The 23,675-nt window shown below is 38.0% G+C and carries 28 protein-coding genes; 22 read left to right on the forward strand and 6 right to left on the reverse strand.

Features of this window, described 5'->3' with window-relative positions; translation table 11 throughout:
- The first annotated feature begins 8 nt into the window (after positions 1-8).
- Complete coding sequence (locus NAT51_RS11130) at positions 9-545, forward strand: heavy-metal-associated domain-containing protein (RefSeq protein ID WP_317245535.1); 537 nt, start codon at positions 9-11, stop codon at positions 543-545.
- A 46-nt stretch (positions 546-591) separates the two neighbouring features.
- Here NAT51_RS11130 and gldD read toward each other — a convergent pair whose 3' ends face one another.
- From gldD to mutY, 3 genes are read right to left on the reverse strand one after another with little or no spacing between them, the layout of a single operon-like run.
- Complete coding sequence (gldD, locus tag NAT51_RS11135) at positions 592-1,158, reverse strand: gliding motility lipoprotein GldD (RefSeq protein WP_250598984.1); 567 nt, start codon at positions 1,156-1,158, stop codon at positions 592-594.
- A gap of 10 nt (positions 1,159-1,168) precedes the next feature.
- Complete coding sequence (locus NAT51_RS11140; RefSeq protein ID WP_250598986.1) at positions 1,169-1,591, reverse strand: single-stranded DNA-binding protein; 423 nt, start codon at positions 1,589-1,591, stop codon at positions 1,169-1,171.
- A gap of 38 nt (positions 1,592-1,629) precedes the next feature.
- Positions 1,630-2,661 (reverse strand): A/G-specific adenine glycosylase, encoded by a 1,032-nt coding sequence (gene mutY / locus NAT51_RS11145; protein WP_250598987.1) that lies wholly within the window; start codon positions 2,659-2,661, stop codon positions 1,630-1,632.
- An 88-nt stretch (positions 2,662-2,749) separates the two neighbouring features.
- Here mutY and NAT51_RS11150 point away from each other — a divergent pair, with 88 nt between their 5' ends.
- The 17 genes from NAT51_RS11150 to NAT51_RS11230 all read left to right on the forward strand — a co-directional run bounded on the left by NAT51_RS11150 (position 2,750) and on the right by NAT51_RS11230 (position 19,949).
- The gene (locus NAT51_RS11150; protein WP_262921809.1) at positions 2,750-3,085 is read left to right on the forward strand and encodes an HU family DNA-binding protein; all 336 of its coding nucleotides are present in this window, start codon (positions 2,750-2,752) and stop codon (positions 3,083-3,085) included.
- A 327-nt stretch (positions 3,086-3,412) separates the two neighbouring features.
- The gene (locus NAT51_RS11155) at positions 3,413-4,957 is read left to right on the forward strand and encodes an Rne/Rng family ribonuclease (protein WP_250598988.1); all 1,545 of its coding nucleotides are present in this window, start codon (positions 3,413-3,415) and stop codon (positions 4,955-4,957) included.
- A 170-nt stretch (positions 4,958-5,127) separates the two neighbouring features.
- On the forward strand, positions 5,128-5,493 hold the full coding sequence (locus tag NAT51_RS11160) for an NADH-quinone oxidoreductase subunit A (protein ID WP_250598990.1): 366 nt from the start codon (positions 5,128-5,130) through the stop codon (positions 5,491-5,493).
- Between the two features lie 68 nt (positions 5,494-5,561).
- Positions 5,562-6,113 carry an NADH-quinone oxidoreductase subunit B gene (locus NAT51_RS11165; RefSeq protein WP_250598992.1) on the forward strand — a complete coding sequence of 184 codons (552 nt, stop codon included), beginning with the start codon at positions 5,562-5,564 and terminating at the stop codon, positions 6,111-6,113.
- A gap of 2 nt (positions 6,114-6,115) precedes the next feature.
- Positions 6,116-6,637, forward strand: coding sequence for an NADH-quinone oxidoreductase subunit C (locus NAT51_RS11170; RefSeq protein ID WP_250598993.1), 522 nt, complete (start codon positions 6,116-6,118; stop codon positions 6,635-6,637).
- 21 nt (positions 6,638-6,658) lie between these two features.
- The gene (locus NAT51_RS11175) at positions 6,659-7,894 is read left to right on the forward strand and encodes an NADH-quinone oxidoreductase subunit D (RefSeq protein ID WP_250598994.1); all 1,236 of its coding nucleotides are present in this window, start codon (positions 6,659-6,661) and stop codon (positions 7,892-7,894) included.
- Between the two features lie 5 nt (positions 7,895-7,899).
- Entirely contained in the window at positions 7,900-8,430 is a 531-nt protein-coding gene (locus tag NAT51_RS11180; protein WP_250598995.1) for an NADH-quinone oxidoreductase subunit NuoE family protein, read from the forward strand.
- Positions 8,431-8,434: 4 nt separating this feature from the next.
- Positions 8,435-9,802 (forward strand): NADH-quinone oxidoreductase subunit NuoF, encoded by a 1,368-nt coding sequence (gene nuoF, locus NAT51_RS11185; RefSeq protein WP_250598997.1) that lies wholly within the window; start codon positions 8,435-8,437, stop codon positions 9,800-9,802.
- Between the two features lie 86 nt (positions 9,803-9,888).
- Positions 9,889-10,917, forward strand: coding sequence for a 2Fe-2S iron-sulfur cluster-binding protein (locus tag NAT51_RS11190; RefSeq protein ID WP_250598998.1), 1,029 nt, complete (start codon positions 9,889-9,891; stop codon positions 10,915-10,917).
- A 3-nt stretch (positions 10,918-10,920) separates the two neighbouring features.
- Entirely contained in the window at positions 10,921-11,961 is a 1,041-nt protein-coding gene (gene nuoH / locus NAT51_RS11195; RefSeq protein ID WP_250598999.1) for an NADH-quinone oxidoreductase subunit NuoH, read from the forward strand.
- A gap of 4 nt (positions 11,962-11,965) precedes the next feature.
- Positions 11,966-12,505 (forward strand): NADH-quinone oxidoreductase subunit NuoI, encoded by a 540-nt coding sequence (gene nuoI, locus NAT51_RS11200; RefSeq protein WP_250599000.1) that lies wholly within the window; start codon positions 11,966-11,968, stop codon positions 12,503-12,505.
- A 1-nt stretch (position 12,506) separates the two neighbouring features.
- Positions 12,507-13,016 carry an NADH-quinone oxidoreductase subunit J family protein gene (locus NAT51_RS11205; RefSeq protein WP_250599001.1) on the forward strand — a complete coding sequence of 170 codons (510 nt, stop codon included), beginning with the start codon at positions 12,507-12,509 and terminating at the stop codon, positions 13,014-13,016.
- A gap of 1 nt (position 13,017) precedes the next feature.
- A complete protein-coding gene (gene nuoK, locus NAT51_RS11210) occupies positions 13,018-13,338 on the forward strand; it encodes an NADH-quinone oxidoreductase subunit NuoK (protein ID WP_250599002.1) in 321 nt (106 codons plus the stop codon).
- 6 nt (positions 13,339-13,344) lie between these two features.
- Positions 13,345-15,231, forward strand: a complete 1,887-nt coding sequence (gene nuoL, locus NAT51_RS11215; protein WP_250599003.1) for an NADH-quinone oxidoreductase subunit L — start codon at positions 13,345-13,347, stop codon at positions 15,229-15,231.
- A gap of 12 nt (positions 15,232-15,243) precedes the next feature.
- Positions 15,244-16,692 carry a complex I subunit 4 family protein gene (locus tag NAT51_RS11220; protein ID WP_250599005.1) on the forward strand — a complete coding sequence of 483 codons (1,449 nt, stop codon included), beginning with the start codon at positions 15,244-15,246 and terminating at the stop codon, positions 16,690-16,692.
- A 35-nt stretch (positions 16,693-16,727) separates the two neighbouring features.
- Positions 16,728-18,098, forward strand: a complete 1,371-nt coding sequence (locus tag NAT51_RS11225) for an NADH-quinone oxidoreductase subunit N (RefSeq protein ID WP_250599006.1) — start codon at positions 16,728-16,730, stop codon at positions 18,096-18,098.
- A 111-nt stretch (positions 18,099-18,209) separates the two neighbouring features.
- Complete coding sequence (locus tag NAT51_RS11230; protein WP_250599007.1) at positions 18,210-19,949, forward strand: helix-turn-helix domain-containing protein; 1,740 nt, start codon at positions 18,210-18,212, stop codon at positions 19,947-19,949.
- Here NAT51_RS11230 and NAT51_RS11235 read toward each other — a convergent pair whose 3' ends face one another.
- Together NAT51_RS11235 and NAT51_RS11240 are read right to left on the reverse strand one after the other, a co-directional pair.
- A complete protein-coding gene (locus tag NAT51_RS11235; RefSeq protein WP_250599008.1) occupies positions 19,950-20,162 on the reverse strand; it encodes a hypothetical protein in 213 nt (70 codons plus the stop codon).
- A gap of 90 nt (positions 20,163-20,252) precedes the next feature.
- Positions 20,253-20,444: a hypothetical protein gene (locus NAT51_RS11240; RefSeq protein ID WP_250599010.1), complete on the reverse strand. Its 192-nt coding sequence runs from the start codon at positions 20,442-20,444 to the stop codon at positions 20,253-20,255.
- A 341-nt stretch (positions 20,445-20,785) separates the two neighbouring features.
- Between NAT51_RS11240 and NAT51_RS11245 the strand changes: the two genes are divergently transcribed.
- The 3 genes from NAT51_RS11245 to NAT51_RS11255 are packed head-to-tail and all read left to right on the forward strand — an operon-like array spanning position 20,786 to position 21,366.
- Entirely contained in the window at positions 20,786-20,968 is a 183-nt protein-coding gene (locus tag NAT51_RS11245; RefSeq protein ID WP_250599011.1) for a hypothetical protein, read from the forward strand.
- 11 nt (positions 20,969-20,979) lie between these two features.
- Positions 20,980-21,168 carry a hypothetical protein gene (locus NAT51_RS11250; RefSeq protein WP_250599012.1) on the forward strand — a complete coding sequence of 63 codons (189 nt, stop codon included), beginning with the start codon at positions 20,980-20,982 and terminating at the stop codon, positions 21,166-21,168.
- 12 nt (positions 21,169-21,180) lie between these two features.
- Entirely contained in the window at positions 21,181-21,366 is a 186-nt protein-coding gene (locus NAT51_RS11255) for a hypothetical protein (protein WP_250599013.1), read from the forward strand.
- A 68-nt stretch (positions 21,367-21,434) separates the two neighbouring features.
- Here NAT51_RS11255 and NAT51_RS11260 read toward each other — a convergent pair whose 3' ends face one another.
- Positions 21,435-22,145: a carboxypeptidase-like regulatory domain-containing protein gene (locus NAT51_RS11260; RefSeq protein ID WP_250599014.1), complete on the reverse strand. Its 711-nt coding sequence runs from the start codon at positions 22,143-22,145 to the stop codon at positions 21,435-21,437.
- Between the two features lie 156 nt (positions 22,146-22,301).
- Between NAT51_RS11260 and NAT51_RS11265 the strand changes: the two genes are divergently transcribed.
- Positions 22,302-23,003: a hypothetical protein gene (locus tag NAT51_RS11265; protein WP_250599015.1), complete on the forward strand. Its 702-nt coding sequence runs from the start codon at positions 22,302-22,304 to the stop codon at positions 23,001-23,003.
- The last annotated feature ends 672 nt before the right edge of the window (positions 23,004-23,675 follow it).

Below are 23,675 nucleotides of genomic sequence, written 5' to 3' on the forward strand. Positions count from 1 at the left end.
TCAATACTATGAAAATTATGAAATTATCTACCCTTGCTTTAGTGTTTGCAGGTTTGACATTGGTTGGATGTAAAAAAGAAATTGCTGAAACTTCATCTGAGGAAGGAACCCAAAATGAAACAAGTAAAGTAGTAGCTAAGGCTGAAACTACATCTTTTAAAATTGACGGAATGACTTGTGCTATGGGTTGTGCTAAAACAATCGAAAATAAGTTGGCTGGATTAGACGGAGTGCAAAAAGCAACAGTTGATTTCGAAAAGAAAACGGCTACCGTAGAGTATGATGCTGCTGTGCAGACTCCTGAAAAATTAGTTGAAACTGTTGAAGCAGTAGCAGACGGCAAAACGTATAAGGTTTCAGATGTTAAAAATTCGGCAGATAAGGCAATGAATTATCAAGAGCCAAAACAGGATAAAAAGAAAAAGGCTGCTAAAGCTAATGATGAGGCAAAAACTACTGCTGCTCCGGAAGGAGAAAAGAAGGTAGGATGTTGTGCGGGAAAAAAAGCCTGTTCAGAAAAAGAATCAAAGCCGGCTACTTTATAATATAGGTTTGAAAATAAAAAAAGCTTCAGCATTGCTGAAGCTTTTTTTATTTCTTCCATTTTAAGGACTCCATTAAAATCCTAAGATCATTTTTGATATAATGTGCAGCAGGTAAAACCGAATCGAAATTTGGCTTTGCATAAAAATAGACTGACCCTACTAAAAAGTGTTTTGTGCTGTCAGTTAGATAAAACTGTGATTGGGAAGCGGCATTTCCGCCTATCTCATAAAACATTCCGTATGCTTTTCTCTCTTTATTTACATAAGGTTGTTCTACAATGCCGTCTGCTTTGATTACGTGTTCATAGGTCAGCTTTTGGGCATCGCGCAATAATTTGTCAATGTTGTTTTGTACCGGTTTGTATGTAAGGTATACTGTCGCCTTTAGATTTGGGTAATTGATGTGAAAATTGCAATTCCCCTGATCTTCAACTTTCCCAAGAGTGTTGTATTCGAAAGTATAGTCGCATGTTTTGTCAAATGGAGCATAAACCGGTTTTGGGTAGTCTAGGCTTAAATAGGCTTTTGGTTTAGGTAAAACATCATCTTTGCAACTGATGGCGCAGGTTAAAATACCTGTGAAAAATAATAGGCTTAAGTATTTTGTTGACATTAATTTTGAATTAAAAAGGTAAATCGTTTTCGATTGGGTTGTCAAAATTAGTGCTTTTTGGTGTTTCCGGGGTATTTTTTACAACTTCGGAGTCTTTTTTGGTGGTTAAAAAGGTAAATTCGGTTACCTGAATTTCGGTTGTGTACTTTGTTGAACCGTCTTCGGCTTGCCATTGACGTGATTTAATGCGTCCTTCCACATAGATCTTATCGCCTTTTGAAAGGTATTTTTCGCAAATTTCCGCTGCTTTATTCCGTACGACTACATTATGCCATTCGGTAGAGGTTATTTTTTCACCTGTTGTTTTGTTGATGTATATATCATTAGTGGCTAAAGGAAATCTTCCAATGCAGTTTCCTCCGTCAAAATAATGCATTTTTACTTCATCACCTAAATGACCTATAAGTATTACCTTGTTTAATGTCCCGTTCATGGCTTATAATTTAGTTAATATCAAATATACGTAAAAAATCAATACTTATTGTTTTCAATGAAATTATGCAAAACTATAGGGAAGGGTAAAAGCATCAAGTCGTCATGGCTTAGTCCTTTGTCCAACTGGTGGTTTAGGTTGATTTTCCAAAAGCGTATGTGTAAATTTTGATGTGATAATTTATGCAGGATGCTTTCAGAATCCAAAAGTGTTACCAAGCTGGTTTCAGGGTATAATTTGTGGATTCGGAATTTTATTTCGGTTTCTGTTTCCGGATTGTCCGTTTCGATTAAAGGAAATTCGTATAAATTTTGCCATATGCCTTTTCCGGTTCTTTTATTGGCAATGCTTTTCTGGTTATTGTCTGTAATAAACAGATAATTCAGGAATCTGTCTCTTGTTTTGGTCTTCTTTACTTTGACCGGTAGATCGCCGACTTTTTTTTGTGAGAGAGCATAACAGGAATTATTCAAAGGACAAATGTTGCAATCCGGGTTTTTTGGGGTGCACTGCAATGCGCCGAATTCCATAATGGCCTGATTGAATAAAGCAGGATTTGCAGCGTCGATTAACTCTTCTGCAAGTTGAGTGAATTCTCTTTTTGCTTTTGGTGATGCTATGTCGGTTGTGATTCCTAAATAACGGGCTAATACCCTAAAAACATTTCCGTCCACAACCGGAGTTTTTTCATTGAATGAAAAAGAAGCAATTGCGGCTGCTGTATATTCACCGATCCCCTTAAGTTTTAGTAAATCGTTGTAGTTGTCTGGGAAATTTCCTTCAAGGTTGAATGCGATATGTTTTGCTGTTGCATGAAGGTTTCTCGCTCTTGAATAATAACCAAGTCCCTGCCATAATTTTAAAACCTTTTCTTCTTCCGCTTTTGCTAAATCAGAAACAGTTGGAAATGTTTCGGTAAAAGCTAAAAAATAAGGTAATCCCTGTGCTACCCGCGTTTGTTGGAGCATGATTTCGGATAGCCAAATGTGATACGGATTGGTTGTATTGCGCCATGGTAAATCGCGTTTGTTTTCTAAATACCACGTTATTAATGTCTTACTGAAATTCATTGTTAAGGTTTGGTTGGCAAAAATAAATCTTTATGTTATTAAATTTTAATCGTTTATAGTTGAATTATTCTGTTTTTAATTTATATATTTGCACTCTCAAAAAAAATTAGATAAACTTAATTTATATAATAAAATGACAAAAGCAGATATCGTAGCTAAAATTGCTGACAAATTAGGCTTAGAAAAAGGAGATGTTCAAGCTACAGTTGAATCTTTTATGGATGAAGTGAAAAATTCATTGGAAACAGGAGATAATGTGTATTTAAGAGGTTTTGGAAGTTTTATCGTTAAAACAAGAGCTGAGAAGACTGGAAGAAACATTTCAAAAAACACTACAATCAAAATTCCAGCTCACAACATCCCTGCATTCAAACCTGCTAAAGTGTTCGTAGAAGGTGTAAAAACAAATAACGAAGCAAAATAATTTACTAATCAATAAAACTACAAAGTTATGCCAAGTGGTAAAAAAAGAAAAAGACATAAGGTAGCTACTCACAAACGTAAAAAAAGAGCGAGAGCTAATCGTCATAAAAAGAAAAAGTAGTTCTCTAACTACTTTTTTCTTTTTAAACGTTCATTGAAATCGGGGATTTCAAAAATTAAAACAATTTTAAGTCTTGAAATCTGCCAACGGGTAAATTACCTGTAAAAAATGTTTAATCCATCCTTGCAATTCAGTTATGGGTTAAGAATTATGTGTGCAAACTCTAATTGTTAACGGTTAACTAAGAGTCGGGATAAAAATTTACACATGAATAAAGAATTAATTATTCGAACAAGTTCTGAAGCTGTAGATTTTGCCTTATTAAAAGATGGAAAACTAGTTGAATTACATAAAGAAGAAGAGACAAGTAACTTTCAGGTGGGTGATATTTTTATCGCTAAAATCAGAAAGCCGGTTGCAGGATTGAATGCTGCTTTTGTAAATGTGGGTTTTGAAAAAGACGCATTTTTGCATTACCATGATTTAGGTCCTAATCTTTCTTCTCAATTGAAATTCATCAAACTTGTAAGCGCAGGTAAAATAAAGGATTTCGCCCTTAAAAATTTCCCTTTTGAACCGGAAATAGATAAAGATGGTGCTATAGCAGATGTGCTGAGCGCTAATCAGTCTATTTTAGTTCAGGTGGTCAAAGAGCCAATATCAACCAAAGGTCCAAGAATCAGTTCTGAGCTGTCACTGGCTGGTAGGTATATTGTTTTGGTTCCTTTTTCGGACAGGGTTTCGATTTCGCAGAAAATCGAATCCAGAGAAGAAAAAGACCGTCTAAAAAGATTGGTACAATCAATCAAACCAAAGGGATTCGGTGTTATTGTGAGAACAGTAGCCGAAGGCAAAAAAGTTGCAGAAATTGACAAAGACTTGCAAAACTTGCTGGACAAATGGACTGCAATGTGCAAGCGCATCCCAACAGCTCATCATCCTTCAAAAGTACTGGGTGAATTGAATAGGGCATCATCGATTTTACGAGATGTATTCAATGATACTTTCAGTGGGATTATAACAGATGATAAAGAACTGTTGAATGAAACAAAGGAGTATTTGCAGCAAATAGCTCCTGGTAAAGAATCAATCGTCAAGCTCTACCAGTCGAAAGACGTGCCGCTTTTTGAGAAATACAGTATAGAACGCCAGATTAAAACTTCGTTCGGGAAAACAGTTTCGATGAGTAAAGGTGCTTATCTTATCATTGAACATACCGAAGCTATGCATGTCATAGATGTTAACAGTGGAAACCGTTCTAATAAAGCTGCAAATCAGGAAGAAACAGCCCTTGAAGTGAATATGATCGCTGCTGCAGAAGTAGCACGTCAGTTAAGACTTCGTGATATGGGTGGTATTATTGTGGTGGATTTTATCGATATGCAAAATCCGGATAACCGCAAAATATTGTACGATTTTCTGAAAGAGGAAATGAGTGACGATAAAGCAAAACACAAAATATTACCTCCAAGTAAGTTTGGTCTAGTCCAGATTACACGCCAAAGAGTCAGACCGGAAGTTAATATTAAGACCAAAGAGGAAGATCCAAACAACGAAAACGCCGAAGTAGATGCGCCAATAGTTGTGATAGATAAGATTTCAACCGATTTGGAAAGACTCGTTAAACAGCAAAAAAAGATACGGTTAAACGTGCATCCTTTTATTGCTGCATACCTTACAAAAGGTTTTCCATCAATACGTTCAAAATGGTTTTTTGAACATAAAAAATGGGTGAAAATTATACCTCGTGACGCTTACACGTACTTAGAATATAAGTTTTTAGATGAAAACGGAAATTCTATAGAAGATTAAATTACTACAAAAACCGCCTTGAGAAATCCTGGCGGTTTTTTTATTTATTGTTTAGAATCAATAAAAATAACGTAATTAAAGTACGTTTTTTAAACGAAAACCAAATTTATAATTGTTATTTAACTTGCACCCAGTTATCTTTGTTGTTCTGATAAAACTATTCAAATAATATGCAAACAAATCAGTTGGATTTTCTGCCCATTTTGATGCAGGTAGGATTAGCTGTAGGTTTCGTTGGGGCGACAATCTTCATTTCGGGATTATTAGGGCCAAAGCGTCATTCGGCTAATAAAGATAAGAATTTTGAGTGTGGAATTGAATCGGTTGGAAATGCACGTGTTCCTTTTTCGGTAAAATATTTCCTGGTAGCGATTCTTTTTGTATTGTTTGATGTGGAGGTTATCTTTATGTATCCTTGGGCGGTAAATTTCCGTGATATGGGAATTGATGGCTTGGCAAAAATGGGAATCTTTATGGCTTTGTTGGTTGTAGGTTTCTATTATGTGATCAAGAAAAAAGGATTGGAGTGGGAATAAGAATTTGAAATTGAAATTTGCGGTCAAAGAGTTGAAATCTGAGATCCAATGCCCAAAATCTAAATAATATGAATGATTCTTCTAAATATAAAATGGCCGATGCTCCGGAAGGTTATGCCGGAGAAGGCTTTTTTGCTACAAAACTAAGTGATGTAGTTGGATTGGCTCGCGCTAATTCACTTTGGCCATTACCATTCGCAACGTCTTGTTGTGGTATCGAGTTTATGGCAACCATGGCATCACACTATGATGTGGCACGATTCGGTTCTGAGCGTATGAGTTTTTCTCCACGTCAGGCCGATATGCTTTTAGTAATGGGTACCATTGCAAAAAAAATGGCGCCTATCTTACGTCAGGTATATGAGCAGATGTCAGAACCTAAATGGGTAATTGCAGTAGGAGCCTGTGCTTCTTCCGGGGGTGTTTTTGATACCTATTCGGTACTTCAGGGTATCGATAAAGTGATTCCGGTTGATGTATACGTTCCGGGTTGTCCTCCAAGACCAGAGCAAATCTTAGACGGAATCATGCGTTTGCAGGAAATTGTGAAAAACGAATCGGTACGCCGTCGTAGTTCAGACGAGTACAAAGATTTATTAGGTTCTTATAACATCAAGTAAGTATGGCTTTAGAGAGCACAGTAATCCAACAAAAAATGATTGACCAGTTCGGACTTAAAGTTGCCGATTTTGTTCAATTACACGATATATTGACTTTTGAAGTAGCGCCCGATGCGATTTTGGAAGTGATGAAATACTTAAAAGAAGATCAAACACTTCGCTTTAACTTTTTAACTGATATCTGCGGAATCCATTATCCTGAATATGCTGAAGAACGCCAATTTGCGGTTGTCTATCATATGCATAACTGGATTGATAATGTACGTATCAGAATCAAATCCTTTCTACCGGCTTCAAACCCTGAAATCGATTCGGCTATTCCTTTGTTTCTTGGAGCAAACTGGATGGAGCGAGAAACGTATGACTTCTTCGGAATTGTCTTCAAAGGACATCCACAGTTAAAGCGTATCCTGAATATGGATGAAATGACGGTTTTCCCTATGCGCAGGGAATTCCCATTAGAAGATGGTGGACGTACCGATAAGGACGACCGTTTCTTCGGAAGAACCCAACAAAATTGTTAATAAACCTGAAATATCTTATCCATGTCAGAGTTATTATTACCACCAGAACAACGTTACGCTAATGTCATCAACCAAAGAAGAAATGAAGACGGAAGCGAACTGACAATATTAAACTTAGGACCTACACACCCTGCAACACACGGTATCTTTCAGAATATCCTTTTAATGGATGGAGAAAGAATCCTGGATGGTGAGGGAACAGTAGGGTATATCCACAGAGCATTTGAAAAAATCGCCGAAAACCGTCCGTTTTACCAAATTACCGTATTGACTGACCGTCTGAATTACTGTTCGGCGCCAATCAATAATATGGGCTGGTGGATGACACTTGAAAAAGCCTTAGGTATTGAAGTGCCTAAACGTGTACAATACATGCGTGTAATCGTAATGGAATTGGCACGTATAGCTGATCATATTATATGTAATTCAGTTTTAGGTGTAGATACGGGAGCTTTAACCGGTTTCTTGTATGTGTTTCAGTTCCGTGAGAAAATTTACGAAATCTACGAAGAGATTTGTGGAGCCCGTTTGACAACTAATATGGGGCGTATTGGTGGTTTCGAAAGAGATTGGACGCCTGTTGTTTGGGAAAAAATTAATGCCTTCCTTGAAGAATTTCCGGGCGTATGGCAGGAATTTGAAAACCTGTTAATGCGTAACCGTATCTTTATGGACAGAACAATTAATGTTGGTCCTATCTCTGCTGAAAATGCCATGAGTTACGGTTTCACAGGTCCGAACCTGCGTGCTGCCGGTATCGATTATGATGTTCGTGTGGCACAGCCGTATTCTTCCTATGAAGACTTCGAATTTGATGTCCCGGTTGGAAAATCCGGAGATACGTACGACCGTTTCTGTGTGCGTAATGCAGAAGTATGGGAAAGTTTGAAAATAATCAAACAAGCTTTGGCTAAAATGCCTGAAGGTCCTTATCATGCTGATGTTCCTGAATATTACCTGCCTCCAAAAGAGGATGTTTATACTACAATGGAATCGTTGATTTATCACTTCAAAATTGTGATGGGAGAGGTTCCGGTTCCTTTAACTGAAGTCTATCATCCGGTTGAAGGAGGAAACGGTGAATTAGGATTCTACCTGATTACTGACGGTAGCCGTACACCTTACCGTTTACACTTTAGAAGACCGTGTTTTATATATTATCAAGCATTTAACGATATGGTAAGAGGTCAGAACCTTTCTGATGCAATTGCTACTCTATCAAGTTTGAATGTTATCGCTGGCGAATTAGACGCATAATGAGTATGGAAAAACATAATTTTAAACAAGAAATAAATATTACTCCTGAATTGATGGCCCGTATCAATGAGCTGACAAGTCATTATCCGGAGGATAAACGTAAATCCGCTTTAATTCCGGTATTGCACGAAGTACAGGATGCCCATGATCACTGGTTGAGCTATGAGTTGCAGGATAAAGTGGCTGAAATTTTAGGTATTTTACCGGTAGAAGTTTATGAAGTAGTATCGTTTTACACGATGTTCAACAGAAGGCCAATCGGTAAATATATGTTTGAATTCTGTCAGACTTCATGTTGTGTAACCCGTGGTGTAGAGAATCTAATGGATTACACTTGTGAGAAATTAGGTGTGAAAATCGGAGAAACTTCAGCTGATGGACTTTTCGAAGTGCGCGGTGTTGAATGTTTGGGAGCATGTGGTTATGCGCCCATGTTACAGTTAGGAGATTTCTATCACGAAAATCTGACCAAAGAAAAAGTAGACCAGCTTATAGATGACTGTAAAGCAGGAAAAGTAACATTATTGGATAAATAGTGCTATGGGAAAGAAGATATTATTAGATAAGATAAATATTCCGGGGATTAAAACCTATGAAGTGTACCGTCAAAATGGTGGATATGCGTCAGTAGAAAAAGCCCTGAAACAAATGACGCCGGATGAAGTGACGGAAGAAGTGAAAACTTCGGGAATCCGTGGGCGTGGTGGAGCAGGTTTCCCTGTAGGAATGAAATGGAGCTTTATCGATAAAAAATCAGGTAAACCACGTCATTTGGTGTGTAATGCCGATGAATCGGAACCGGGAACGTTCAAAGACCGTTATTTGATGGAGTACATTCCGCACTTGTTGATTGAGGGAATGATTACTTCTTCTTATGCATTGGGTGCTAACCTGTCATATATCTACATCCGTGGAGAATATATGTGGGTTTTCAAAATTTTGGAAAGAGCTATCGCCGAAGCTAAAGCTGCCGGTTGGTTAGGAAAAAATATTTTAGGTTCGGGATATGATCTTGAACTGTATGTTCACTGTGGTGCCGGAGCCTACATTTGTGGTGAGGAAACTGCTTTGATCGAATCATTGGAAGGAAAAAGAGGAAATCCACGTATCAAACCACCATTCCCTGCTGTTCAGGGATTATGGCAGAATCCTACCGTGGTAAACAACGTGGAATCTATTGCTGCCGTGCCTTGGATTGTTATGAATACAGGTGAAGAGTATGCAAAGATCGGTGTTGGCCGTTCAACAGGTACCAAATTGATTTCTGCTTCAGGACACATCAAAAATCCTGGGGTTTACGAAATCGAATTAGGTCTTACAGTTGAGGAATTCATGAACTCTGATGAGTACCTTGGTGGTATGTTAAATGACCGTCCTCTGAAGGCATTAGTGCCGGGAGGTTCTTCGGTGCCAATTTTACCTGCACACTTAATTTACAAAACTGCAAACGGTGAAGACCGTTTAATGACATACGAATCGTTGTCTGACGGTGGATTCGCAACAGGATCGATGTTGGGTTCAGGAGGATTCATCGTGTACAATGATACAGCCTGTATCGTTCGTAATACTTGGAATTTCTCCCGTTTTTATCACCATGAATCTTGCGGTCAATGTACACCATGCCGTGAAGGAACGGGTTGGTTGGAGCAAATCCTGCACCGTATCGAGAACGGTCACGGACGAGAAGAGGATATCGAATTGTTATGGAGTATTCAGGCAAAAATCGAAGGAAACACAATATGTCCTTTGGGTGATGCCGCTTCTTGGCCGGTAGCTGCTGCTATCCGCCACTTCAGGGAAGAATTCGAATACCATGTTCGTTTCCCTGAAAAAATTAAAAACAGAGATCACTTTGTTGCTGAGCCTTTTGAAAAAGTAAAACACTTAGTAGCAAAACAAACCATATAAGTTGAGTTCAAAGTTGAAAGTTGGAAGTTGAAAAGTCCCAAAACTTTAAAAACATTCAAACTTTAAACATTCAAACAGTATAAAGAATGAAAGTAACCATAGACGGACAAAGCATAGAAGTAGAGCCAGGAACAACGATCCTGCAGGCTGCTCGTATGATAGGAGGAGAAGTTGTTCCTCCTGCCATGTGTTATTATTCTAAATTAAAAGGAAGTGGAGGAAAATGCCGTTGCTGCCTGGTTGATGTAACCAAAGGTAGTGAGGCAGATCCAAGACCAATGCCAAAATTGGTTGCTTCTTGTGTAACAGGATGCCAGGATGGTATGGAAGTTGCCAGTAAGGCTTCACCAAGAGTGGAAGAAGCAAGAAAATCGGTTACCGAATTCTTGTTAATCAACCACCCGCTGGATTGTCCGGTTTGTGACCAGGCAGGAGAGTGTGACTTGCAAAACCTGAGTTTTGAACACGGAAAATCTGAAACACGTTTCATTGAAACGAAAAGAACTTTCGAACCGGAAGATATCGGTCCGAACATTCAATTGCACATGAACCGTTGTATCTTGTGTCAACGTTGTGTTCAGGTTGCTGATCAGCTAACGGACAAACGTGTTCACGGAGTAATGGATCGTGGGGATCACGCTAATATTTCAACTTGTATTTCCAAAGCAATCGACAACGAAATGTCAGGAAATATGATTGATGTATGCCCTGTTGGCGCTTTGACTGATAAAACTTTCCGATTCAAATCAAGAGTTTGGTTCAGTAAACCTTATAATGCACACAGAGATTGTGATAAATGTTGCGGAAAAACTACGGTTTGGATGTTTGGTAACGAAATTCAACGTGTAACCGGTCGTAAAGATGAATACCACGAAGTGGAAGAGTTTATCTGTAATACGTGCCGTTTCGATAAAAAAGATGTAAACGACTGGACTATCGAAGGACCTCGTACATTCGAGAAAACTTCGGTAATCAACCGTAACAAATATGCGCTTAATGCTCCAAAAGTGGAAATCAAAACAGAAGACCATATTCTGGAAGGACGTGAGCAAGACCGTAAAAAGATTAGTATGATTGATGTTCCTTTGGAGAACACTGAAAATTCAAAACAATAAGAAATGGACAGTGTAATAATCATAGAAAAAGGAATTTTTATCACAGTAATTTTTGCCATTACAATGCTAATGGCAATGTATTCGACATGGGCAGAACGTAAAGTAGCTGCTTGGTTACAGGATCGTGTAGGTCCAAACAGAGCCGGTCCGTTTGGATTGTTTCAGCCACTTGCTGACGGTTTGAAACTTTTCTCCAAAGAAGAGTTTATGCCGGATACACAAAACAAATTTTTATTCATCTTAGGTCCTGCTATCTCCATGAGTATGGCGCTTATTACAAGTGCAGTTTTGCCTTGGGGTGATAAGTTGGAAATTGCAGGAAGAACAGTAATACTTCAGGCGACAGATATCGATGTGGCATTATTGTATGTCTTTGCTGTTTTATCAACCAGTGTATACGGAATTATGATTGGGGGATGGGCATCTAACAATAAGTATTCGTTAATGAGTGCTTTGCGTGCTTCTTCACAAATGATTTCATATGAGGTGGCAATGGGATTGTCGATTATTGCTTTGGTAATGATGACCGGAACATTAAGTCTAAGCGAAATTGCTGCAGGGCAAAAGGGAATGAACTGGAATGTTTTCTACCAACCGGTTGGTTTCCTGATTTTCTTAGTGTGTTCATTTGCCGAAACCAACAGAACACCATTCGATTTAGCCGAATGTGAGGCCGAGCTTATCGGTGGTCACCATACTGAATATTCATCAATGAAAATGGGATTCTACCTGTTTGGTGAATATGCAGCAATGTTCATCTCCTCAGCAATTCTTTCAATTTTATATTTCGGGGCATACAATTACCCGGGTATGGACTGGATGGCTGAAAATGCAGGTGTAAATATTGCCAATATCCTTGGTATCGTTGTGTTGTTTGCCAAAATCTGTTTCTTCATATTCTTCTATATGTGGATTCGTTGGACAATACCGCGTTTCAGATACGATCAATTAATGAATTTAGGTTGGAGAATGTTAATCCCATTAGCAATTGCAAATATTGTATTGACTGGAATTATCATTATCATAGCTGATAAATACTTATAATAAAATGTCTTTAGATACCATTTCATTATCAGGAAGAAAAAAGGAAGTCTCAAACAAAAAGATGAGTTTCCTGGAAAGTCTTTATATAGTAGCCATTGCCAAAGGTTTGGTTATTACGATTAAGCACTTATTCAAAAGAAAAGTAACCATTAAGTACCCGGAACAAAAACGTGAGTTCAGCCCGGTGTACCGTGGTCAACATATGTTAAAACGTGACGAGCAGGGTCGTGAAAACTGTACGGCCTGCGGTATGTGTGCCGTTGCCTGTCCGGCTGAAGCAATCACAATGACTGCTGCAGAGCGTAAAAAAGGGGAAGAGCATTTGTACCGTGAAGAAAAATATGCTTCGGTTTATGAAATCAATATGTTGCGTTGTATCTTCTGTGGTCTGTGTGAAGAAGCTTGTCCAAAAGACGCTATCTACTTAACCGAATCTAAAGTGATTGTAAAATCAGCTTCTAACAGGGAAGATTTTATCTACGGAAAAGATAAATTGGTCATGCCGCTGGAAATGGCTATTAAAAATTCTAAATCAGTAAATTAATATGTCGTTACTAACTATATTTTATATACTGGCTGCGGTAACTTTAGCTACCGGATTTATGACAGTTATCAGTAAAAACCCAATCCATAGTGCCATTTACTTAGTATTGTGTTTCTTCAGTATTGGAGGGCATTATTTACTGTTCAATGCGCAATTCTTAGCGATGGTTCATATCATTGTTTATGCCGGTGCAATCATGGTATTGATCTTGTTTACGATCATGTTGATGAACCTAAATAAAGAAACCGAACCACTCAAATCCAAAGCCTCGGTCTTTGCAGCTGTAATTGCTTTCGGTTTACTGTGCTTTGTTATGTTGGCAACCTTTGTGAAAGCAATGCCGAAAATTAAGGCTAGCCCGTCTAATGGTATGGATTTCCAGTCAATCAAAGTATTGGGTAAGGTTTTATTAAACGAATACATGGTGCCTTTCGAATTCGTGTCTGTCTTGTTATTGGTGGCTATGATCGGTGCAGTATTATTGTCTAAAAAACAAAAAACAGTTCAATAAGATGGGAAATATACTTGAAGCTATAGGAATTGAAAACTACATTTTTTTAAGTGTAATACTATTTTGTATCGGTGCTTTCGGAGTGTTGTACAGACGTAATGCGATCATTATGTTCATGTCGATAGAAATCATGTTAAATGCAGTAAACTTACTGTTGGTGGCTTTTTCTACGTTACATCAGGATGCAGAAGGGCAAGTGTTTGTATTCTTCTCGATGGCTGTAGCTGCTGCCGAAGTTGCAGTAGGTTTAGCGATTTTGGTTTCGATTTTCAGAAACACAGGATCGATTGATATTGATAATTTAAAGAATTTAAAAGGATAAATACTAATGGAGAAAAATTTAGCTTTAGTATTATTGTTAGCACCGCTTTTCGGATTTTTATTCAACGTTTTCTTAGGAAAGAAAGCCGGAAAGGGTATCGTTGGGGTAGTAGGAACTTCATCTATTTTAGTTTCGTTCTTAGCTACTTTGTTTTTCTTTTCACAAATTAATGCAAACCCTGGACAACCGGTTGTGGTGAATTTATTCCAATGGATTTCTTTAGAGAAGTTCAATGTTGATTTTTCATTTCTTCTGGATCAGTTGTCAATCTTATGGTTGCTGTTTGTAACGGGAATCGGGACATTGATTCATATGTATTCGGTAAGTTATATGCACGATGATGAAAACATGCATAAATTCTTTGCTTACCTGAATCTGTTTGTGTTTTTTATGATCACATTGGTAATGGGAAGCAATCTTCTAATCCTTTTCATCGGATGGGAGGGAGTTGGATTATGTTCTTACCTGCTTATCGGATTCTGGTATAAAAACCAGGAGTACAATGATGCGGCTAAAAAAGCTTTCATCATGAACCGTATAGGGGATTTAGGGTTGTTAATCGGTCTTTTTATTCTGGCCTATGTTTTTGGAAGTCTGGATTACCATGTAATCGCCCAAAATGCCTTAAATACAAAAATCATTGGTGAAAATAGTGCTTTAATTACATTGGCTGCTCTTTGTTTGTTCATTGGAGCAACCGGTAAATCGGCACAAATTCCTTTATATACATGGTTGCCTGATGCGATGGCGGGACCTACACCGGTTTCGGCTTTGATCCACGCGGCAACGATGGTAACAGCAGGTATCTTCATGGTAACCAGAATGCACGTTGTATTTGACCTGGCACCATTGGTTCAAAATATAATTGCCATCATCGGTGCGGCAACAGCTGTTTTGGCTGCCTCAATCGGATTGGTCCAAAACGATATCAAAAAAGTATTGGCATATTCTACGGTTTCACAACTTGGTCTAATGTTCATGGCTTTAGGTTTGGGAGCTTATGAAGTGGCTGTTTTCCACGTAATCACGCACGCTTTCTTTAAGGCTTGTTTGTTCTTGGGCTCGGGATCTGTTATCCACGGTTTACATGGCGAGCAGGATATCCGTAACATGGGTGGTCTACGTAAGGCAATGCCGATCACTTTCTGGACAATGATGATTTCAACACTGGCTATCTCAGGGATCTTCCCATTTTCCGGTTTCTGGTCTAAAGACGAAATCTTATTAACGGCTTTCCACGGTAATACTGTTTTATGGATTGTAGGTTCAATCGCTTCAATCATGACAGCTTTTTATATGTTCCGTTTGATGTACTTAACTTTCTTCGGGGAGTTCAGAGGTACTGAGGAGCAAAAACACCATTTGCATGAAAGTCCTGCTTTGATTACTATTCCTTTAGTAATATTGGCTGCTTTGGCTGCTGTTGGCGGATTAATCAGCTTGCCTGGAAGCAGTTGGTTAAACCATTTCATGGCGCCTTTATTCCATAAAGCTCATGAAGCACATCATTTGGATAGTACGGCTTATGGTTTGATGGGTGTGGCAACTATCGGTGCCCTGATCGGTATCGGGATTGCTTACGTAAAATACATCAAGAAGCAGGAAGTTCCGGAACAGGATTCGGAAATCAAAGGAATCGCTTCGGTTTTATATAATAAGTATTATGTGGATGAAGCATACGATGCCTTATTCGTTAATCCATTGAAACGCATGTCTCACTTCTTCAGAAATTATTTTGAAGTAGTTTTCTCTGAAGCTGTTTTTGCTTTCGGAAAAATTGCAAGTGCTGCTGCGAATCAAGGAAAAGCAATCCAAAACGGAAGCGTTGGTTTTTACCTTCTGGCTTTTGTACTTGGTCTGGCTTCGATTTTAGTTTGTTTATATTTAGTTTAATAATTACGCATAATGAACGTATCAATTATACTCATTTTATTATTGTTTGGTGCTCTGGCAACTTATTTTGCCGGAGATAAATTAGCTAAAACCGTTGCTTTTACAGTGAGTTTGGCTGCATTTGCGGCTTCTGTCGTTATTTTGAACCAGCACAACGCAGGACTAAGTTCTGATTTTGATTTTCAATGGATGACAAATCCGGATATTTTCCTGATTTCAAAAGTCGACGGACTCTCAATCGCAATGATGCTTTTAACTACGGCATTAACGGCAATTATTATATTATCCTCTTTTGGTAATCAATACAAAAACAGTAAAGCTTTTTATGCTTTGGTGTTGTTCATGGCATTCGCAATGGTTGGTACATTTATCAGTGCTGATGGTTTGATGTATTATATCTTCTGGGAATTGGCCTTGATTCCAATCTATTTCATTGCTTTGATTTGGGGTTCAGGTACTGTTGAAGAACGTAAAAAGGCTATCGTAAAGTTCTTTATCTATACATTGGCAGGTTCATTGTTTATGTTGGCTGCTTTTGTGTATTTGTTCCAAAAAGCCGGAACTTTAAGATTAAACGATTTGTATGCTATCCAGTTAACAGCTGATGAGCAATTCTGGATTTTCGGAGCTTTCTTCCTGGCATATGCGATCAAAATTCCAATCTTTCCATTCCATACATGGCAGGCAAATACATACCAGATGTCTCCTTCAGTAGGAACGATGTTGTTGTCGGGTATCATGTTGAAAATGGGATTATACAGTGTAATCCGTTGGCAATTGCCTTTAGCTCCAATAGCTGCTAAGACATATATGGATGTATTACTTGTATTAAGTATCATTGGTGTAGTGTACGGTTCTATCGTTGCGCTGAAACAACATAATCTTAAAAAATTACTGGCTTATTCTTCATTGGCGCACGTCGGGTTAATTGCTGCAGGTGCTTATACTTTATCTGTTGACGGATTAAGAGGGGCAGTGCTTCAAATGCTGGCGCATGGTTTCGTTGTGGTTGGTTTATTCTTTGCCGCTGAAATCATCGAAAGAAGATTCCAGACTCAGGAAATCGCCCAAATGGGGGGTATCCGTATTCAGGATAACAAATTTGCATCAATGTTCATGATCGTAATGCTGGCTTCGGTTGCTTTACCGTCTACTTTCAACTTTATTGGTGAGTTTACCTTGTTGTACAGCTTGTATAATGTAAATATATGGTTTGCCGTAATCGCGGGAACGACTATTATATTGGGTGCGGTTTATATGTTGAAAATGTTCCAGAATGTAATGTTGGGTGAAGCAAATGCTAAACCCTTCCCGGCTGTTACGGTTCAGGAATCTTTGGTTTTTATCGTGATTATAGCCGTTTTATTGTTCTTCGGATTGTACCCGAAACCAATCAACGATTTAATCACTCCTGCTTTACAGGAAATCGTAGCCAAGATCAATTTTAATTTAAAGATGTAATTTCTGAAGTTGTTCAGATTTATAATAGAAAAGGAATGAATACATTAATAGCGATATCAGGATTAGGAATCATCACTCTTTTAGCCGAAATTTTTAACGGAAGGAAAATTATTGTTCCGTTTACAATTATCGGCCTACTGGGTATTTTGGGATATAACGTTTCGACAAGTAATCCGTATGGTACTTTCTTCAACAACATGATTGTGGTTGATAAACCGGCCGTTGCCTTTACAAGTTTGTTTATTGCCATTACAATTTTCCTGATTGGATTAAGTCATGAGTTTTACAAAGACAGACCAACAACGATTTCCGACTTTGTGTCAATCAAGGTTTTCTTATTGGCTGGTGCCGTGGCTATGGTTTCTTTCGGTAACCTGGCGATGTTCTTTTTGGGAATCGAAATCCTGTCGGTTTCTTTATATGTCCTGGCTGCAAGCCGTCGTATGGATTTAAGAAGTAATGAAGCAGGTATGAAGTATTTCCTGATGGGTTCTTTTGCTTCAGGTATCATCCTTTTCGGTATCACACTTATTTATGGTTCAACAGGTTCTTTCGATACGACAACTATTTACCAGATCATTCATTCAACTACTTATCCTAAATGGTACTTTATCGGAGTAACCATGTTGTTGATTGGTATGTTGTTCAAAATTGCTGCTGTGCCGTTCCATTTCTGGGCTCCTGATGTATACGAAGGTGCTCCGGCTTTAACAACGGCGACAATGAGTACATTGGCCAAAGTTGTCGCAATGACGGCATTGTTTAAATTAATCAATAATTTACTGCCGATGAAGACTTACGAATTCCAAATGACTATTGTGGTGGTTGCTGCCTTATCAATGATTGTTGGTAATATCATGGCGTTACGCCAAAACAACGTGAAGCGTATGTTTGCGTTTTCGGGTATTTCACATGCCGGTTTTATGTTGACGACTTTATTGTTGCAAAATAACGCCCAAAATGTGTTGTTCTACTATGCCGCTGCATATACTGTTGCCGGTCTGGCTTTCTTCGCGGTGGTGTTTTATGTGACCAAAGAGAAGAAACACGAAACAATTGATGCTTTCAACGGATTGGGTAAATCTCATCCATTATTGGCTGTAATCATGACAACTTCTTTATTGTCAATGGCCGGTATTCCTATTTTGTCCGGTTTCTTCGCTAAGTTTTTCTTATTGACAGAATTGATGCAAACAGGATGGATTGTTTCGGTTATCATTGCGGTTATCGCTTCAATCATCAGTGTTGGGTACTACTTCAGAATTATTCTGGCGATGTACACAAAAGATGCTGAAGGGGAAATGACAAAAATTCCTGCGGTTTACCTGATTATTGCCGTGATTGCCTTTATAGGGAATGTTGCTATCGGATTGTATCCGGGGGGTCTCTTTAATTTATTGGGATAAATAGTATTTTCGATTATATAAAAGACACCCTGACCGGTGTCTTTTTTTTTATGTTTAAATCACTTCATTTATTTTTTAACACGAAAATGTATATTTGTGAAAATTTTTCCCATGAAACTTGTCGCTATCTTTTCCTTTTTCTGCATCTCATTGACTGCTTTTTCGCAAAGTACTAACAGATTAACAGATACTGAATACCTTAGGTTACGGGACAGGATTAAGACTTTGTCCGGCACTAGGGCAGACAGTGCCTTTACTTATGCTGAGCAAATGGAAAAGTCAGATGTAAGCGCCCATAAAGCGTTTGCTCTTATGGCGAAGTCATACTTGATTCAAATGAAAGGGGACAGCATTACTTCAAAAAAATACGCTGCCTTGGCTTTTGATTATCTTAAGAAGGTGCCTCCCGGAGCCGAGAAAGTAAAACTGAATGCTTACATGCTTAATTATAATGGCCTGGCCGAATGGAAAAGGTTAAACCTGAACAAAGCATTGCAATCTTACAATCAAGGAAAAGCAATGTCGAAAAGTATCGGGGATATTATCCAGGTGATCAAATTTAACAATAACATTTCATCTGTTTATGCCGATGCCAAAAACTACCGCCTGGCCATTAGAACAGCAAAGGAGTCTGACCGTCTGACGGATCTTAATGTGAATTTGTACGAAAAGGAGAAGTATGATCAAAGTAAAACAACCGTCTGTTATAAACTGGGCTGTTTTTATGAACTTGAATTTTTTACAGATGAAACAAATCGTGTCTTACTGGATTCAGCCGAATATTATTATAAAAAAACGCTTATATATTCAAATCATACCGCAACTAATAATGTTTCTGCGCAACTTAATCTTGCTAAAATATACCATTACAAAGGGAATGCAGACCAAGCCGGAAAAATGTATCTGGCGTTGCTTAAAAGGAGCAGGGATTATTTAACTTCTGATAATTTTAAATACCTGAACCTTAATTTGGGTGAATTGTATTTCAAACAAAAGAAGTATAATGAAGCACTGATGTGTTTTGCTAAAGTCGATTCGGTTCATCAGGTAAACAGCAATTATCCGGTCGCTTACTATTATTCAAATTATTTCCAGGCTAAAATTTTTAACCAGCTCAATAACCACGAAAAGGCGCTGGAACATTCAAAAATCTTTCTGGAAAACTATGATAAAACTGAAACGAAGTCAATGCAGGAAGCTTCTGATGTGAACTTTATTGCCAGTAAAGAGATTTCTTCCAAAGAGATTCAGGAAATTGAAAAATCAAATAAGAGGAGTGTGCTCCTGAAATGGATTTCGATTGGTTTATTGGTTTTGATTGTTGGTTTTGTCATCTGTTTCCTGATTTGGAAGAACCAGCAGAAGAAAAAGGACATTCAAAAAGCAATGCTACTCATTGAGGAATTCAAACAGCAAATAGAGAAGAGTAAAAATAATGAGGTACATGAAGTTTTGCCCAAAAAGGAATCTCCTGCACTGAGTATTGACGAGGAAAAAGAAAATGAAATCATCAGGAAACTTCAGGAACTTGAAGATAAACTGGTTTTCCTCAATCAGGATTATACCCAGCAGTTTGTGGCCAAAAAAATTAAAACCAATACTGCCTACCTGTCGCTCGTGGTCAATAAGCGTTTCGGAAAGACTTTTAGTGAATACGCAAACGAATTAAAAATCAATTATGTGATTAATGAACTGATCACAAATCCTACTTACCGCAAATATTCCACGCAGGCGATTGCCGAAAGCGCCGGTTTTAAAAAAGCCAATTCTTTTACGATTTCTTTCAAAAAAAGAACCGGATTGACTCCGGTTCAGTTTGCAGATAAAATCGAATCTGAATATAGTGTTTAATTATGGGTTTGTTCCCGTACTGTCAGGGTTCGGATCCGTGTAGTTTCTGTTGCCTGATGGAGGCGGATTGAATCTCGGGTTGTATAAGTCCGGATCTTTGATGTCTCCCGGATCTCCCGGTGGCGGGACTGTGCCTCCTTTTATGTTTTTTAAATGTCCTGTATTTAAAAGGCTTCCTTTATAATCTTCAAGGCTTACGTTTGTTTTTTTCATAGTTTGTAAGTTTTAATTGTTTACAGTTTGAACCAGTACCACTTGGCTATAGCTGCTTGTTCCCTGGCTAATCGGATAATGGTTGTTCTGTTATGGATTTAACGGGTTGTCCGGATCCGGGTCAATATAACCCGGGTGATTGCCTTTCGGTGGTGGTTGTGTAGGATCATTTGTGTCTCCCGGATCTGCCGGAGGGGGTACATATCCGCCTGAAATGCATTTCAGTTGTGCCCGGTTCAATACTTCAGCATCAAAATCGGAAAGGGTTGGTTTTCTTTTCATAAGTTATAAGTTTTAATCTTTTCAAATGTAAAGGATTTGTTGGCTATATTCTTATGAATTGCCGCTTCGTCTTGTTTTGACTTCTTGTTGATTTGTTAAGTCTTGTTTTATAAGGGTTTAGTTGATAAATATGTCTTTCTAATTTATAAATTATGTGTGTGATAATTTATAAAATGTTTAAATGTTGCCTTTTTTTTCTGACAAAACCTTCAAATATTTGCCTCAGGTTTTTCAGGATAAAATGAAATTCTGTTTTGAAAAATATTCTTGATCAAGAGCAGACATATGATCCAAGTGTCTTAAAAGGATTGGATAATCAACAATAGTAAAACTTATAAATTATGTTAAAAAACATTTCAAACTTAGAAGGAGCTCAAAGCTTAACTAAAAAAGAACAAATGAATGTAATGGGTGCTGGCAGAAGAACACCGCCGTCTTTATGTGCTGAACCTCTTTTGTATTGTGCTAACGAAAGAACTTATGATCCATGTGCACCAATATCGCAAACGAATTATCCATGTTAATCCGTTAAGTTATGTTAAAGAACATTTTAAAATTAGATGGAGCCGAAGGTTTGTCTAAAAAGGAGCAATTGAATATTATAGGTGCTACAGGAAGAACGCCTCCTCATCAGACAGCATGTATTTGGGCTGTTGAAATCTGTCGCGATGGTTCAATATATGATCCTTGTCAGCCACTAACAGAACATAATTTTATGTGTTAATTCTGTAAAGCCATGTTAAAAAACATTTTAAAATTAGATGGAGCTGAAGGCTTATCTAAAAAAGAGCAATTGGAAATCGTCGGAGCAGGAAGAACTCCTCCGTCTTTATGTGCAGAACCTTTGCAATGGTGTCATGCCGACAGAAGTTATGATCCGTGTGCACCTGTCAGTTCAACAAACTACCCTTGTGGAGACTAATCTACAGGTCGTAAATTAATTCGGTAAAAAAAGCCTCTTTCGTTTGGAAGAGGCTTTTTGTTATGCTGCTACGGATTGCTTTTCTTGTATTCGGCTTTCTTGGCCATTAAAAATTCAATGACATCTAAAGTGTTACTGTTGTCAGTTATCGTTTTCGACTTCGGATCAGCCTCACAGTATTCAATAAAAGGGACTATCTCTTCTTTTTGTATTCCAAGAGTTTCCGAAAAGAACTGACTGTCATAGTCATTCAGCATCCTGTCCTTAAAAGCAATGGTTTTCTGTTCTTTGTTTTTCCGGAACAGTTTTACGATGTCTTTGTAAATCCGCACAAAATCGGTCCCGTTTACAATACTGCCGTCGTTAAACATCCTGACTTTTGGAACCGATTGGTTATCGTCAAAATAAGGGGTGTCGGTTATCTTTTGTGAGTTGTAATCGGGCTTTGCGTTTGAACTGACCACCACTTCATCCAGTTGCTCTTTCTTCGGAGTCATGATCACATTCAAATCGGTTTTGTATAACTGATCGCCTAAATAGACTTTCTTGATTACATGGTTTTTGGAGATGAAGACTAATATATCCTGTGGATTAACCTTAATGGTGAATTGCCCTTTCCGGTCGGTATGGGTAATGATTTTGGAGCTTAAATTGAGGACTTCCGTTCCGGGAAGCGTATTCTCACTGTCGGCTACGGTCCCACGGAGTGTTGTTCCGGATTGTGAAGAAGAAATCTGGAACCAAATAAGAAAACCCACTATGTGAAGTAAATGTTTCATGATCCAAATATTTGGGATACATAAAGTTACAAAAAATATCGTTCTTCTGCTTTTTATCGTCCAAATGATACATTTAGACCGGATTGATCGCATTTGTAAGAATTTTGGCACAATGTTAGCAAGAAGGTTTAGCTGTTAATTTAAACCATTATAAGTATGAAATCATCAACAGAAAACAGTTATGGTGCCCGCATCGGGAATGCCGAAAGTTTAGTAACCGCTTTAAGAGGGTTCAACAACTATCAATCCTCTAAACCCGAATTGGGTATCGAAGGGTTCAGCAGTCTTATTGCCAACATCAAAAACCAAAACACCCAAATCGCCATCCACAAACAAAACTACTCCCTGGCGGTCGAAGAAAGAGTCAAAATCTTCGAAAAAGACTTGCTTTCAGTAGGGCGCATTCTATCTCCAATCAATGCCACAATTAAAGTTAGCTTCGGAAAAGAAGCTAAGGAAGCTACTGATGTGGCAGCTATCATCTCAAAAATAAGAGGCTCAAATGCTAAATCATTGAAAAGTACCGAAGGAACTTTTGTGAGTCAGTCACATCAGTCTTTTAATTCAAAGATTCAGTTCTTTTCTGATTTAATTGCTAATCTTTCAGCCTTTGGAAGTAATTATGCTCCCAGCCGAGATGAATTGTCTGTCGAAAATCTAAAGGACTTATATGAAAATGCGGTAGCCGCTAATAATGCGGTGATTGATGCTTACTCACAGTTCATTCAGAAAAATGATATTCGTTTGAGTGCATACGATACTCTTTCTAAAACCGCGGTGCATATTAAAGAAAATGTCAAAGCTCAATATGGTTATAATTCCAGTCAGTATAATTTGATCGGAAAATTGAAAATTTAGTTTTTTTGATTGACAATGATTGACATCCCTTACATTTTTAATGGTGTTTGGGATGTTTTTTTATGTTCGGCCAATTTGTATCAGTATCTTTTTTTCTTCTTTATGAATGTTTTTTGGACTTTCGGTCAGTTTGATTTGTTGTTGGATCCTGATAAATTGTTGCTGAGAGAATATGAACTGTTTCGGAGAGAATATGAACCCTTGCGGAGTCAATGTAAACTGTTTCGGAGAGAATATAAACTCTTGTGGAGTCAATATAAACTGTTTCGGGGAGAATATGAACTCTTGTGGTGCCTCTGTAAACTGTTTCGGAGAGAATATAAATTCTTGTGGAGTCTCTGTAAACTGTTTGGGGGAGAATATGAACTCTTGTTGAGCCTCTGTGAACTCTTTGGGAAAGGAAGTGAACTCTTGTGGGGCTTCTGTGAATTGTTTCAGATTGATTGGTAACAATTGTATAGTCTTTCTAAATTGAGGTCATGAGGGCTTAATTTATTGTTGAATAATTCCCGATCATTACGTAATAACCATCAACTATAAACAACGACACTATCCCAAAAAGTGTGTAAGTTTAAAAATAACGGGGTTTGACTTTTTACTTAAAGTTGAACCCTTTTTTCAAATATCGTTAAGAACTGATTAAGTATTAATCCCCAATTATGGATTGGCATC

This window comes from Flavobacterium amniphilum (genome assembly GCF_023634845.1).
Taxonomy (GTDB): domain Bacteria; phylum Bacteroidota; class Bacteroidia; order Flavobacteriales; family Flavobacteriaceae; genus Flavobacterium; species Flavobacterium amniphilum.

Coding starts and splice junctions, on each gene's coding strand:
- NAT51_RS11130 (WP_317245535.1), top strand. CDS start 9: ATGAAAATTATGAAATTATCTACCCTTGCTTTAGTGTTTGCAGGTTTG.
- gldD (WP_250598984.1), bottom strand. CDS start 1,158: ATGTCAACAAAATACTTAAGCCTATTATTTTTCACAGGTATTTTAACC.
- NAT51_RS11140 (WP_250598986.1), bottom strand. CDS start 1,591: ATGAACGGGACATTAAACAAGGTAATACTTATAGGTCATTTAGGTGAT.
- mutY (WP_250598987.1), bottom strand. CDS start 2,661: ATGAATTTCAGTAAGACATTAATAACGTGGTATTTAGAAAACAAACGC.
- NAT51_RS11155 (WP_250598988.1), top strand. CDS start 3,413: ATGAATAAAGAATTAATTATTCGAACAAGTTCTGAAGCTGTAGATTTT.
- NAT51_RS11160 (WP_250598990.1), top strand. CDS start 5,128: ATGCAAACAAATCAGTTGGATTTTCTGCCCATTTTGATGCAGGTAGGA.
- NAT51_RS11165 (WP_250598992.1), top strand. CDS start 5,562: ATGAATGATTCTTCTAAATATAAAATGGCCGATGCTCCGGAAGGTTAT.
- NAT51_RS11170 (WP_250598993.1), top strand. CDS start 6,116: ATGGCTTTAGAGAGCACAGTAATCCAACAAAAAATGATTGACCAGTTC.
- NAT51_RS11175 (WP_250598994.1), top strand. CDS start 6,659: ATGTCAGAGTTATTATTACCACCAGAACAACGTTACGCTAATGTCATC.
- NAT51_RS11180 (WP_250598995.1), top strand. CDS start 7,900: ATGGAAAAACATAATTTTAAACAAGAAATAAATATTACTCCTGAATTG.
- nuoF (WP_250598997.1), top strand. CDS start 8,435: ATGGGAAAGAAGATATTATTAGATAAGATAAATATTCCGGGGATTAAA.
- NAT51_RS11190 (WP_250598998.1), top strand. CDS start 9,889: ATGAAAGTAACCATAGACGGACAAAGCATAGAAGTAGAGCCAGGAACA.
- nuoH (WP_250598999.1), top strand. CDS start 10,921: ATGGACAGTGTAATAATCATAGAAAAAGGAATTTTTATCACAGTAATT.
- nuoI (WP_250599000.1), top strand. CDS start 11,966: ATGTCTTTAGATACCATTTCATTATCAGGAAGAAAAAAGGAAGTCTCA.
- NAT51_RS11205 (WP_250599001.1), top strand. CDS start 12,507: ATGTCGTTACTAACTATATTTTATATACTGGCTGCGGTAACTTTAGCT.
- nuoK (WP_250599002.1), top strand. CDS start 13,018: ATGGGAAATATACTTGAAGCTATAGGAATTGAAAACTACATTTTTTTA.
- nuoL (WP_250599003.1), top strand. CDS start 13,345: ATGGAGAAAAATTTAGCTTTAGTATTATTGTTAGCACCGCTTTTCGGA.
- NAT51_RS11220 (WP_250599005.1), top strand. CDS start 15,244: ATGAACGTATCAATTATACTCATTTTATTATTGTTTGGTGCTCTGGCA.
- NAT51_RS11225 (WP_250599006.1), top strand. CDS start 16,728: ATGAATACATTAATAGCGATATCAGGATTAGGAATCATCACTCTTTTA.
- NAT51_RS11230 (WP_250599007.1), top strand. CDS start 18,210: ATGAAACTTGTCGCTATCTTTTCCTTTTTCTGCATCTCATTGACTGCT.
- NAT51_RS11235 (WP_250599008.1), bottom strand. CDS start 20,162: ATGAAAAAAACAAACGTAAGCCTTGAAGATTATAAAGGAAGCCTTTTA.
- NAT51_RS11240 (WP_250599010.1), bottom strand. CDS start 20,444: ATGAAAAGAAAACCAACCCTTTCCGATTTTGATGCTGAAGTATTGAAC.
- NAT51_RS11245 (WP_250599011.1), top strand. CDS start 20,786: ATGTTAAAAAACATTTCAAACTTAGAAGGAGCTCAAAGCTTAACTAAA.
- NAT51_RS11250 (WP_250599012.1), top strand. CDS start 20,980: ATGTTAAAGAACATTTTAAAATTAGATGGAGCCGAAGGTTTGTCTAAA.
- NAT51_RS11255 (WP_250599013.1), top strand. CDS start 21,181: ATGTTAAAAAACATTTTAAAATTAGATGGAGCTGAAGGCTTATCTAAA.
- NAT51_RS11260 (WP_250599014.1), bottom strand. CDS start 22,145: ATGAAACATTTACTTCACATAGTGGGTTTTCTTATTTGGTTCCAGATT.
- NAT51_RS11265 (WP_250599015.1), top strand. CDS start 22,302: ATGAAATCATCAACAGAAAACAGTTATGGTGCCCGCATCGGGAATGCC.